11 protein-coding genes are annotated in these 12,195 nt (G+C 35.9%); 6 read left to right on the top strand and 5 right to left on the bottom strand.

The window, feature by feature from the left end; all coding sequences use genetic code 11:
• The first annotated feature begins 149 nt into the window (after positions 1-149).
• The 5 genes from ACIP9G_RS04545 (at position 150) to ACIP9G_RS04525 (ending at position 6,388) form a co-directional block, all read left to right on the top strand.
• A complete protein-coding gene (locus ACIP9G_RS04545; protein WP_401017722.1) occupies positions 150-851 on the top strand; it encodes a tetratricopeptide repeat protein in 702 nt (233 codons plus the stop codon).
• Positions 852-1,138: 287 nt separating this feature from the next.
• Positions 1,139-3,310: a bifunctional diguanylate cyclase/phosphodiesterase gene (locus ACIP9G_RS04540; RefSeq protein ID WP_401017719.1), complete on the top strand. Its 2,172-nt coding sequence runs from the start codon at positions 1,139-1,141 to the stop codon at positions 3,308-3,310.
• A gap of 383 nt (positions 3,311-3,693) precedes the next feature.
• The gene (locus ACIP9G_RS04535; RefSeq protein ID WP_401017716.1) at positions 3,694-4,875 is read left to right on the top strand and encodes an NAD(P)-dependent malic enzyme; all 1,182 of its coding nucleotides are present in this window, start codon (positions 3,694-3,696) and stop codon (positions 4,873-4,875) included.
• A gap of 99 nt (positions 4,876-4,974) precedes the next feature.
• Positions 4,975-5,532, top strand: a complete 558-nt coding sequence (locus ACIP9G_RS04530) for a hypothetical protein (RefSeq protein WP_340823714.1) — start codon at positions 4,975-4,977, stop codon at positions 5,530-5,532.
• A 202-nt stretch (positions 5,533-5,734) separates the two neighbouring features.
• Positions 5,735-6,388: an alpha/beta hydrolase gene (locus tag ACIP9G_RS04525; RefSeq protein ID WP_401017713.1), complete on the top strand. Its 654-nt coding sequence runs from the start codon at positions 5,735-5,737 to the stop codon at positions 6,386-6,388.
• A 58-nt stretch (positions 6,389-6,446) separates the two neighbouring features.
• On the opposite strand, the gene proC is transcribed toward ACIP9G_RS04525, so the two are convergent.
• Positions 6,447-7,247, bottom strand: a complete 801-nt coding sequence (gene proC / locus ACIP9G_RS04520) for a pyrroline-5-carboxylate reductase (RefSeq protein WP_401017710.1) — start codon at positions 7,245-7,247, stop codon at positions 6,447-6,449.
• A 306-nt stretch (positions 7,248-7,553) separates the two neighbouring features.
• Between proC and cyoE the strand changes: the two genes are divergently transcribed.
• A complete protein-coding gene (gene cyoE / locus ACIP9G_RS04515) occupies positions 7,554-8,504 on the top strand; it encodes a heme o synthase (RefSeq protein ID WP_340823717.1) in 951 nt (316 codons plus the stop codon).
• Positions 8,505-8,543: 39 nt separating this feature from the next.
• On the opposite strand, the gene ACIP9G_RS04510 is transcribed toward cyoE, so the two are convergent.
• The 4 genes from ACIP9G_RS04510 to ACIP9G_RS04495 all read right to left on the bottom strand — a co-directional run bounded on the left by ACIP9G_RS04510 (position 8,544) and on the right by ACIP9G_RS04495 (position 12,174).
• The gene (locus ACIP9G_RS04510) at positions 8,544-9,278 is read right to left on the bottom strand and encodes a metallophosphoesterase (protein ID WP_340823718.1); all 735 of its coding nucleotides are present in this window, start codon (positions 9,276-9,278) and stop codon (positions 8,544-8,546) included.
• A gap of 375 nt (positions 9,279-9,653) precedes the next feature.
• Positions 9,654-10,106, bottom strand: coding sequence for a helix-turn-helix transcriptional regulator (locus ACIP9G_RS04505; protein WP_340823719.1), 453 nt, complete (start codon positions 10,104-10,106; stop codon positions 9,654-9,656).
• A gap of 175 nt (positions 10,107-10,281) precedes the next feature.
• On the bottom strand, positions 10,282-10,686 hold the full coding sequence (locus ACIP9G_RS04500) for a hypothetical protein (RefSeq protein ID WP_172772022.1): 405 nt from the start codon (positions 10,684-10,686) through the stop codon (positions 10,282-10,284).
• 159 nt (positions 10,687-10,845) lie between these two features.
• The gene (locus tag ACIP9G_RS04495; RefSeq protein ID WP_340826456.1) at positions 10,846-12,174 is read right to left on the bottom strand and encodes a hemolysin family protein; all 1,329 of its coding nucleotides are present in this window, start codon (positions 12,172-12,174) and stop codon (positions 10,846-10,848) included.
• Positions 12,175-12,195: the final 21 nt, after the last annotated feature.

The following is a 12,195-nucleotide window of genomic DNA, read 5'->3' as shown; positions in this document are numbered from 1 at the left end:
AATTGGTACATTCTAATATAAGGTGAGCTCACGAACACGCTTAGTGATGGAAGTGGGGCATTTTAAATAAAACATAGTTTGTTTACGATACGGAATATGTATAATGTATATTATAAAGACTGTAAAGTTTTAAACTGGAGGAAATTTGTATGACAATGGATGATTACTTTTATAATGGAGAGCTGATGAAATGTTATGAAGCTGCTTTGCAAGTAACAGAAGGACCAGAAAAGGCCTTAGCTATTAAATATATAACTTTACTAGAGGAATACGACTTTGCCACATTCCCCAAGCCAACACTTTTAGAAGAATTACAGCATAAGGAACGTGCGAATGAAAGTTACCCTGAATCCGATGCCGTTGTAGAAATACGTGCTCTAAAAGATGAAGCTGCATTTTCGAAGCGTGTTAAAGAACTTGAGGAAATAGCTAAAACAGGGACAGCAATTGAAAAAGCACAATCATTTTTTACACAGGGTGAGCTATTTTTATTTGCACATCATTATAATGAAAGTGTCCATTGCTTCAAACAAGCAGTTAAAGAAAATCCGAACAAAGCTTTATACTGGGGAATAACAGGTCAAACAATGCATCGTTTTGGCTGGATGCCTTTTGATGCGCTTGGTTATTTGGAACAAGCCATTAATTTAGATCCAATGAATGCACGCTGGAAGTGGAATAAAGCACTTGTACTGATTCAACTTGCAAAAGATTTACAGATGGCTCCCTTTATGGCCAATGCAGTGATTGCATTAGAAGAAGCGATTGCTACTTGCGACGAGCAACAGCGTTCTTTAAAAGAGGCTATTCAAAATACAATTGATAATATGGATAGTTATGTATTTTCATAAACTAATGCATAATCACATTCTTTTTTTAAGACTGAAGACAAACTCGGAAAATTCGAGTTGCCTTCGGTCTTTCTATTTTTAATGGAAAAAATACTAATATTAAAGCGGGTTATAATAGGAATTTAGTAATCCTATTAAATTTTCATCGTTACTCAATAAAGACTATAAACAAAATTTTCTTTTGATTGAAATTTAGGTATATCATGGTAATCTATTAGTAGAATATTAGCTTTAAATTATATATAAATAATGAATTACTTATGGGCAAAGAGAAGGTAGGGGTCATCTTGTGGGAATTAAATAAACAATATTCTTTTTTGAGGCAAGGGATTCAATTCATTATATACTCCATTGTTATTTTGCTAATTATCGGTTACTGGAGTGAAGAATTTTACGCGATTTTCGGAAAGCATAATTATGTTTCAATTCATTTGCTAATGGAAATTCTTATTATTGTTGTAACAATGACAATTGCAATACAGTCGTGGTTAACGACACCTTATATATTATCTAATAAAACTTTATACATAGGTGCTTTATTTTTAACTTGTAGTTTTATTGAGGTGGCACACGCACTTGCTTATAAAGGAATGCCATTTTTTATTACGGAGAGTTCTAGTTATGCCGCCACATGGTTTTATATAATTGGTAGATTAGTATTGTCCTGTGGAATACTAGGCATTTTTTGTCTAAAGGAAAGAACTATTCGAAAAAATACATATCGATGGTTTATTTACAGTACGCCATTATTTGTGATTGTTGCTTTAGTTATGCTGATATATGCGCCGAATCCTATACTTCCACCACTTGTTATTGATGGTGTTGGTCCAACAGCTTTGAAAAATTCATTGCAGTATGTCGCAATTGTATGTCATATCGCTATCATGATCATATTATTAAAAAAATTCAACAATGCGCCTAAAATCATTTTTCTATTACTAGGGAGTGCTATTTATTTAATAATTAGTGATATTCTTTTTACAATATATAAGGACGTCTACGATATTAAAAACTTTATAGGACATATTTTTCAATTGAGCTCATTTTATCTTCTTTTTAAAGCAGTTTATTTTTCCTCTATAGAAAAGCCATTTCGAGAATTATTAGAAATGCAAAAAAATCTAGAGAAATCTAGAGAAAAGATGCATTACATGGCTTATCATAATGAAGTTACAAATTTACCAAATGAACGATTTTTAATGGAATCACTACAAAAAAATTTATACAAAACCAAAGGCAATAAGGCTATTTTGGCTGTAGAAATCGAACGGTTTTCAGCGATTAAAGCTTCACTGGGCAGTTCATATGCAGATAAATTGCTCAGTATGGTGGCACAAAGGCTGAAGGATACCTTACCTGAAAAGTATTTACTAAGTATGTTACGAGAAGATTGTTTTATCGTTTTTATTGATGATGCGAAAAATACACAACGTATTATGCAGCTTTGTAAACAGCTACAGGTGGCCATGTTGGAGTCTTTCCAAATCCAACATTTTTCATTGAATGGGAATTTAAATATCGGGATATCTTTATTCCCATCAGATGCCTATAAGGAAGAGGAGCTCGTAAGGTTTGCTGTTTATGCGATGCATGAAGCTAGCAAAGTGCCTTCACGCATATTATTTTATGAAACTTCAATGTCGAGCGATATTACCGAGAAACTTATTTTAGAAAATGATTTACATCATGCAATAGAAAATAATGAGTTATTACTGGAATATCAGCCACAGGTTGATTTGCAAACTGGGCAAATTCTATCTGTTGAGGCATTAGTCCGTTGGCAACATCCTCGCAAAGGGATGATTTCACCAGGCGTCTTTATTCCGATTGCGGAGGAGTCAGGTATAATTATTCCGATTGGACAATGGGTGTTAGAAACAGCATGTAAGCAAGTGAAGGAGTGGGAGCGAGCAGGGTTACCACCCATCAAAGTAGCAGTCAATCTTTCATTAGGACAATTGTTTCAACAAAATATAGTGGAGATGATTGAGCAAGTCCTTGAACAAACAGAATTAGATCCAAAATATTTACAATTAGAAATTACAGAAAGTATGACGATCAATATAGATCATATGACAATGATTTTACATCAATTAAAGGCGCTTGGTGTAACGATTGCTGTAGATGATTTTGGTACTGGTTACTCATCATTATCCTATTTAAAGGATTTTCCAATTGATTGCTTAAAAATTGATCGTTCCTTCGTCCAAAAAATTCAAAGCGATGATACAGATAAGGCTTTAGTCGATATGATATTATCAATGGCTAAGCATCTCCGTTTAAAGGTAGTTGCCGAAGGTATTGAGGAAGTAGAGCAGCTTAATTATTTATTAGCTGGTCATTGTGAAACAGTACAAGGCTTTTTATTTAGCAAGCCATTACACCCAGCCTTTTTGCAAGAAAACTATCAAATGCTTCAACATAATGCACAAAATATTTTAGAGAAATTACATGTGTAGTTTCGCGTAAAATAAAAACATATTAATAGATTATGCATGTTGGTTGAAGAGGGCGACACTTCAAACAACATGCCGCTAGAACAATAGAAAAAAGTGGTAGATTGACTGCAATCAATCTAGCACTTTTTTTGCTGTTGATACCCGCTACGGCGCATGCTTTCTGCCGGAACACCAGTAAGAGGTACCTGAATTTTTTCTAAGCAGGAGACACAACCTTTTTGCTTCAATCGATTCAATAAAAGGCATAAAGAGCAAACGAATGCATTTTGTATTAAAAATATAATTTTGGTTAGTACTATAACGAATGCTATTTGTAAAATTATAGCGGAGTTTACGAGATAAATGTATTGCAGGATAAGGAATGAAAGATTGGAGATTTGACGATGGATATTATGAAAAAAGCAATAGAGTTGCACAAGGAAGCACGAGGGAAAATGGAGATTGTTGCTAAGGTGCCAGTACAGGATACATATGATTTAAGTCTAGCTTATTCACCTGGCGTTGCACAACCATGTATTGAAATCCAAAAAAATCCCCAAGCAGTATACGATTACACCATTAAAGGAAATCTAGTTGGCGTTGTTACGGACGGGACTGCAGTTCTAGGTTTAGGTGATATCGGCCCAGAAGCGGCATTACCTGTAATGGAAGGGAAAGCAATTTTGCTAAAGCGTTTTGCAAATATTGATGCATTCCCTATTTGTCTCGCAACTAAAGATGTTGATGAAATTGTAAGGACTGTTAAGGCAATCGCTCCAACTTTTGGTGGCATTAATCTTGAAGATATTTCAGCACCAAGATGTTTTGAAATTGAAAATCGTCTTCGTCAAGAATGTAATATTCCAGTATTCCATGACGATCAGCATGGAACTGCGATTGTAGTAGGAGCGGGCTTAGTTAATGCAATGAAAATTGTTAACAAAAAACCAGAGGACATGAAGGTAGTCATTAATGGGGCGGGTGCTGCGGGAATTGCGATTTTACGCATGTTAATACAATTGGGATATAAAAATGTAGTAATGTGTGATACAAAGGGGATTATTTATAATGGTCGTAAGGAAGGGATGAATGTCATCAAAGACCAAATTGCCAAAATCTCAAACCCGCTAAATTCAAAAGGGACATTAGAGGATGCCATTGCAGAAAGTGATGTTTTTATTGGTGTATCTGTAGCCAATTTATTAACAAAAGGTCATATCGAGTCAATGAACAAAAATCCGATTGTTTTTGCCCTAGCAAACCCTAATCCAGAAATCACCTATGATAATGCGAGAGCATGGGGCGTTCGTGTCATGGCGACTGGTCGCTCGGATTACCCTAATCAAGTGAATAATCTGTTGGCGTTTCCTGGGATTTTCAGAGGTGCATTGGATGTTCGCGCCACAGATATAAACGAGGCAATGAAGATAGCTGCAATAGATGCTATTGCATCGTTAGTATCTGAAAAAGAATTAAAAGAAGAATTTATAATCCCAAAATCAATGGATGAGCGCGTAGCAAGCGTTGTTGCAAAAGCTGTTAGTGATGCAGCAATTGAATCAGGCGTATCAGCATTATTCCAATAACACCATAGCCAAACCTAAACGTTGTCCATTTCTTTCTATTCAACAATCATGGTATGATAGGGAAGAAATGATTTGTTGAGATAAGGACGGGTTTTTATCATGGCACAAGAAGTAGCGAATAAATTTATTGAAAATGTATGTCATCATTTAGTACGAAATATGAACATTGAAAAGGTCGAGCAGCACTTTAATCAGACGATTGAGATGCAACGTCAATCAGCATTATCTAAAACGGATTTTTGGGATATGCTAATGGTGAATATGCTGTATTTCACTGATAATGAACAAGTTTGGGAAAATGAGCTTATCAATATGCTAGAGAAAAAACAATGGTTAAAACCTGCAGTACTGGAAGAGGAATTGCTCATGCATCAAATGCGGATTCGTCAGCAAGTAGCTGAACGGATGGAGATGGCAAAAGAGTTGTTTCATCAACAATATGAAACAGATGGCTTATCAGAAGAAGATATTATCTATGATTACGCATATAGCTCTGCAGGACATTCGATGCGCATGGATTTACTAACAGTACTTGTATCCACGCCTGCGCAATCAAAAGTATTATTTGACGCTAATCCGCAGGAAACACTGCGCATCATTAACGGTTATATAGCCTATCATACGGACGGGCTTATTTCAAAAACAAACTTAAAATAAAGTGCCAGGCACTCAAACAATTCTAGTAACCAAGTGAAAATCCACGGAGACTCCTGCGGCTTATGTGTGTGCCTGCGGAAAGCGAAGTGGATTTTTACGTTTTAGAAAGCTAGAAATAATCGTTTATAAAAACAACATTTGTGCAGGATAATCGCGCGATATGATAAAATAGGACTGAGTTTACTTGAAAGGAATTATGTCCATGAATACACCATTCACATATAAACATACACAACCAACAAATATGGACCCGACTAAAAAATATCCAGCTATTTTTCTTTTGCATGGCATGGGTAGTAATGAAGAGGATCTACCGCAATTAGTACAAGAATTTCAAGATCAATGTCATATAATTAGCGTAAGAGGTCCTATCACACAAAAGCCTGGTTATGCCTTTTTCACAATTCAGGAAGTTGGAAAACCAGATCGAGCTATTTTTGACAAAGTGTTAATTGCTCTTCAACGCTTTATGTTAGAAGCTATTGAAGAGTTTCAAATTGACCCTCATAAAGTATATGTACTTGGATTTAGTCAAGGTGCGGTATTGGCACAGTCATTAGCTTTTGTTATGGGCAATTTAATTACAGGTATTGTAGCATTGAGCGGATACACGCCAAAATTTGTCACTGAGGAGTATGCAATTCGTACAGTTAATCATCTACATGCCTTTATTTCTCATGGCGATTATGATTATGTGATTCCATCTCAATGGGGTGTTGAAAGCAAGGAACTATTTGAGCAATTCGGTGCATCTGTTTCATTCAAGCAATATCCAGATGGACATGGTGTTACGCCGGAAAACAGACAAGATATAGTGATGTTTTTAACACAACAATTACAAGAGAATATGCAGTAACGATAGAAAATAAAAGGCATCGGGAATAAATTTCTCGATGCCTTTTAAAATTTATGCTTTATTTAGAAAGACTGCGGTCCTTATCCGTTACAGCCGCAACTGCATCGTGGATTGTCGTTTCGAAATGATTGCTTTGCAGTGAAGATACGCCTTGAATTGTCGTTCCACCTGGAGAGCATACTTGATCGACAAGTGCCCATGGGTGTTCTTTTGATTGTAAGATCATTTTCGCACTGCCTAATACAGCATTCGCTGCTATATCAAGTGCCATATTTTTAGGCATACCTTCGCGCACAGCTGCTCGAGCTAATGCATCAATATACATATAGGTGAAAGCGGGTGAAGCCCCACCTATTGTCGTAAAGATGGAGAATAAGTGTTCAGGTACTTCAATAATCGTGCCAATTGTTTCAAATAATGTTGTGATGAGTCGAAGTTGTGAATTTGTCACCTGCTCATTTGTAGTGTAGCAACTTGTTGATGCGCCAATTAGGGCATTGATATTTGGCATAACGCGAATAATTGGAGTGGACTCTGAAAGGTAGCCTTGGAAGTAGTTGAGATTTTTACCAGCAGCAATGGATACAATCATGTGCTTTTCTTGTAAATGGTTTTTAACTTCTGGCAAAACATCAGGTAGCATTTGTGGTTTTACACCTAAAATAATGACATCACAATTTACCATCAGTTCCTCGATAGAAGTTGTCGCTTGTATGCCATAAGAGGTAGCAAGTTTAGTTGTTTTAGATTTTGTGCGATTATAGCCATATATATAAGAGGAATCAAAATCTCCGCTATTGCACATTCCTTTTATAATGGCTGTGGTCATGTTACCTAGACCAATAAATCCGTATTTCACGTGTTAGACACTCCTTCAATTAAATAGAACATACCTATTAGTATAGAGCAGATTGTTTTTCTTGAATAGCATTATGCAGGAAAGAAGGCAATTAGGTTCAAATTCATGCTAGTCGGTGGTATCATAGAAGAAGTTGTGATTTGGCTTAAACCTATTTCATTCATGAAATCATGTACTTTATGTGAACTTTGAGACATAGCTGCCCTAAAAGGGGTAAAATAATAATTTGATATGTTGAATGCAAAAAATGTCTCTTTCTATTGAAGGACGCATATAGAAATTATAATAGAAAAGGAATTAAGAGGAATGGAACAAAATCTAAAAACGGATCAAAATCCACAGACTGTAGAAAAGACAATAGAGAAACACTCGCTCTCTAATGTTTTAGCACAAACAGTTAAAACAGGTATTATAAAATCCAATTTAATTCCTATGTGGGCTGGCTTAACGCTAGGGATGTATAAAAATAAAATGACGCTTTTGGACAATATACCAGAAATCATTTTTGCAACAGTTGGTTCAGCACTTGTTATCGGTGCTGCCGGTGCGTTTAATAACGTGTATGACCGTGATATAGATGCCATTATGCCACGTACAAAAAATCGTCCTACAGTAACAGGCGAAATGTCAGCAAAAACAACGATGATTTTAGCAATTGTTATGCTAATTGTTGGAGTAGGTGTATTAGCATTAGCTTCACCACTAGCTGCATTATTTGGTTTTATTGGTGTCTTTTTATATGTTGTACCGTATACTATGTGGACAAAACGTCGCACAATTTATAATACCGAAGTAGGGAGTATATCAGGCGCTGTACCACCTTTAATTGGTTGGGCGGCTGTATCTTCAGATATTACACACCCAGCTTTAATGGGTCTCTTTTTTGTCATGGTCATATGGCAAATGCCACACTTTTATGCGATTGCTATTCGAAAGCATGCAGATTATGAAGCGGCCAGTGTTCCAATGTTACCTGTAATAAAAGGGATGCGTCGTACTTATTACCAAACGAACTTTTATTTAATATTGCTAATATTATCTAGCTTTTTATTTGGTTCGTTAAGTAAGGGTATTATGCTTGTCGCACTAATATTAAGTGTCGCATGGCTTGCAATGAGTATATACGGTTATCATAGCAATAAAAATCAAGAGAAGTGGGCGACAAAAATGTTTGTATTCTCACTTTTGCATATGACAATCCTCTTCTCAACAGTTATTATTTATTCGCTAGCTGGGGTTATATTTAAACTATATTAACTGTTGTTATAGGTAAAACTAAATAGAAAAGCCAACAAGTTATTCTAAGCTTGTTGGCTTTTCACTTTCAACAGATGTAAATTGACGGTGCGGCCATTCGAAAGCGTGAAGCTTCCCTCCAAATACAGCACCACCATCTATGCCGATAATATTATTGTCACCAAAATAAACATCATAATTTGTTGGGTCCTGATGCAACTTATAAGTAGGGGTATGGCCAAAAATCACCGTTTTCTCTCCATCATAGCCTGTATGAAATTCTTCTCGAATCCATATAAGTTGTAAAGGATCTGTGTCAGCCAATGCTACGCCAGGCACAACGCCGCCATGTACAAAAATTGCATCTTCTAACTCTATATAAGTTTCAAAAGTTTCTATAAGTTGTAAATGTTCTTCAAGCTTCGGTAATGTTTGAATGTAACTAGGTAATGTATTGCTGACAATAGCATCTTCAAAATCTTCCACATGATAGCCATAGCTGGCAAGTGTTGCATCTCCACCACAGAGTGAAGTCCAATGATTCCAAGCTTTTGGAGTCCCTGTACGACAGGCTTTTAGCATAATAGCTTCATGATTTCCTAGTAGTACGCGTACCCCAGTTGCTTGTAATTCCGCAACTATATTTAAAACACCACAAGAAGCAGGACCTCGATCAATATAATCTCCAAGTAAAAATAGTTCATCTTGTGTGGCATCGAACTTTACCTTTAGCAATAATTCTTCCAAAAGTTCTAGTTCCCCATGTATATCACTAATTGCTAGTATACGTGTCATAAAAAGCATCCTTTCCAGTAAAACAGGCGTTACATTTCATTATAGAGATTAATCTTACAAAATTCGACTTTTCTCATTTAGTAATGACGGCAAAAATACCTAAAACATTTTTAGATAAGTAACCATTTTAGAGAATTATGTTCATACGATAAAGCATCTTCTGCAAATTATCGCCTTCTTTTATCTTATGTCAGAGAGAGTTTGAGCATTTAATCGTTTGTCTATAGATTTGCAATAAATGAGGGGAGGAGTTGTGGTAGTGCAAGCGTTGATGGCAAATAAAAAGTATTCTAGATGTTCCTTAGAGATTTTTGTTGTGAAATATAATTTGAATATAAACCTCCTCGGGAATAGGGATTTATATTCAAATTAGTTTTAACTATTTTTAATTTTGTTCCATTCTTGCTCCGCGATACTTTCGTCAAAGGTTGAAAGCAAGCGGTAGTTGTCGGTATCTAAAATTCGATAATGTTGACTAATCACATTTTGTTGTAAACGATAGCCTTTCCACTCGTTTACATTTTTCCACCATATGTATCCGCCCATCGTTTTTTCCTTTGGTTGTAAAGTGCCATTATTGGCGATTAAGTCAACTACCTCAAGGGGATCACCGCCTAGCTCATGCTGTAAAATTGAACTTTCACGACATAGTGCACATACAGCAACTGCAGTGGTCCAGCCTGTTGTAATGCGACCTTTTTCAATTTGCACGAGTGTTTTTTTTGAAAGCCCTAATAGGTTGCTCATTTGGTCTTGCGTTAATGTTTTTTCTGTTCGAATTAATTTTAGTTTCTCTGAAATGAGGGAAATTAGTTGTTCACGATTCATGCAAACATCCTTTCATCAGGTTGTTACGCTCCATTATACATGAAAGTCAAAATAGTAGTGCGAAGATCTGGGGAGCTAGCATTTGAAAAGGTAATAGAATACGGAGCGAAAGAAAAAGACTGCTCAAAGAAGAATCTTTCTCATTGAGCAGTCTGTTGATTGTGATAACAGGCAATTAATATTCATATTTTTTTGTGTCAGAAATAACACGGAAATGAATTCCTTTAATTTGCGCACTTACTTTATGGCGTAATGTATCAAGATCAACTAGCTCGTCTCCATCATTTACACACTCAGCGATTTCTTGTAATAGTTTCGTAAATGCTTCTTTGAATAATGAGCGCATATTATCAAAGTCAAGGCTTCTAAAGCTTCCATCAATATCAAATGCCTCAACAGAATTTAACTGCTTTGAAGCGCCAGCGAAGCGGTCATCGTATACTGTATAGTTTTCGTCAGTTACAACGATAATATATAAAATTTCTCCTGTAATCGTTTTTAATTCGATATTTGTCTTATGTTTTTTGACATCGGTAATAATGTGGATACCGTCTGAATGATAAAGTTTAAAAAGTTTCATAACATTGCCCCCTGAAAATAAAATCATTTATATAAACATTATATATAAATATGGCTAATAATGGAATGAGTCAAAAAGTATATAGAAATACTAGTATAGCCTTATTTATCTTAAGTTTTGATTGCCATTTGATGCTTCTAACGAAGGGAAATTGTCCAGTTAACTTTCTGTTGTAACAGGGGCAGCTTTTTGGAGCGGACGTACTTCGATATAGTGAAGCTGATGACCACGTTGTTCATAAATGCTAAATACATATTGTTCCAGCTCGATGTTTTTACTAGCTCTAATGCCATTATTCACGGTTAAGAACCAACCACCGAGTGTTTCTACATCATCTGTATCTAGTGAAATTTGTAGTAAATTTTCTACATCTTCTACAAGCATTTTGGCATTCAAAATATAATGATTGTTACTTATTTTTCGAATTTCAGCAATTTCATCATCGTCAAACTCATCACGAATCTCTCCAACGATTTCTTCTAAAATATCCTCAACTGTGACAAGTCCGCAAGTACCACCATATTCGTCCATTAAAATAGCCATATGAATGCGTTCCTTTTGCATGCGGCCAAGTAATTGTTGAATAGGTGTCGTTTCTATTACACGAATAACAGGGTTAATAAAATCTTCAAGCACAAAAGAATCATCCGTTAATTGTTCAAGTAGACCATGGGTAAATAATTCTTTTGCATTGATAAACCCTAAAATATTATCTCGGTCACCATCATAAATAGGGTAGCGAGTATATTTTTCAGCGGCGATAAAATGAATAATATTGGTGAAGGTTTCGTTTTTTTCAATGCCTGCAATTTCTGTGCGGGGAACCATAATTTCACGAGCAATACGCTCGTCAAATTCAAAGACATTATTAACGAATTTTAACTCAGTTTTATTGATTTCACCGCTTTTAAAACTTTCAGATAGCAATGAGCGCAATTCTTCTTCCGTATGTGATATCTCGTGCTCATTTGCTGGCTTCATGCCGAAGAAGCCTAGAAGAATACGTGCTGATCCGTTCAAAAACCAAATGAATGGGTACATCAATTTATAGAAAGCGATAATCGGTTTAGCAAAAAGTAATGCAATCTTTTCCGTCTTTTGGATAGCTGCTGTTTTTGGCGCCAATTCACCAACGACAACATGTAAAAAAGTAGCGATAGCGAAAGCGGTACCAATTGTGAAAATCGGTATATACTTATCAGCAATTCCGATTATTTCAAATAATGGGTGCAGCATAAATTCAAAGGTTTTTTCTCCTACCATCCCGATACCAAGTGCTGTTATCGTTATGCCAAGCTGACAGGCGGATAGGTATTCATCTAAGTGATTGACAACATGCTTCGCGGGAATGGCATTTTTATTGCCCTCTGCGATTAATTGGTCAAGCCTAGAGGAACGCATTTTAACAATTGAAAATTCCGTTGCGACGAAAAACGCGGTTAACGCTAATAAAATCGTGAAAATTGATAAATTCAGTATGGTCTCCAAATAGTCGTTCTGCAAAACAGA

The organism is Lysinibacillus sp. NPDC093197, assembly GCF_044754025.1.
Classification (GTDB): domain Bacteria; phylum Bacillota; class Bacilli; order Bacillales_A; family Planococcaceae; genus Lysinibacillus.
This window is presented reverse-complemented; position numbering and strand designations above follow the sequence as displayed.

What these genes read in the sequence shown, in the direction of transcription:
- ACIP9G_RS04535 (WP_401017716.1), top strand. Translation starts at nt 3,694, where the DNA reads ATGGATATTATGAAAAAAGCAATAGAGTTGCACAAGGAAGCACGAGGG.
- ACIP9G_RS04545 (WP_401017722.1), top strand. Translation starts at nt 150, where the DNA reads ATGACAATGGATGATTACTTTTATAATGGAGAGCTGATGAAATGTTAT.
- cyoE (WP_340823717.1), top strand. Translation starts at nt 7,554, where the DNA reads ATGGAACAAAATCTAAAAACGGATCAAAATCCACAGACTGTAGAAAAG.
- ACIP9G_RS04525 (WP_401017713.1), top strand. Translation starts at nt 5,735, where the DNA reads ATGAATACACCATTCACATATAAACATACACAACCAACAAATATGGAC.
- ACIP9G_RS04510 (WP_340823718.1), bottom strand. Translation starts at nt 9,278, where the DNA reads ATGACACGTATACTAGCAATTAGTGATATACATGGGGAACTAGAACTT.
- ACIP9G_RS04505 (WP_340823719.1), bottom strand. Translation starts at nt 10,106, where the DNA reads ATGAATCGTGAACAACTAATTTCCCTCATTTCAGAGAAACTAAAATTA.
- ACIP9G_RS04500 (WP_172772022.1), bottom strand. Translation starts at nt 10,686, where the DNA reads ATGAAACTTTTTAAACTTTATCATTCAGACGGTATCCACATTATTACC.
- ACIP9G_RS04530 (WP_340823714.1), top strand. Translation starts at nt 4,975, where the DNA reads ATGGCACAAGAAGTAGCGAATAAATTTATTGAAAATGTATGTCATCAT.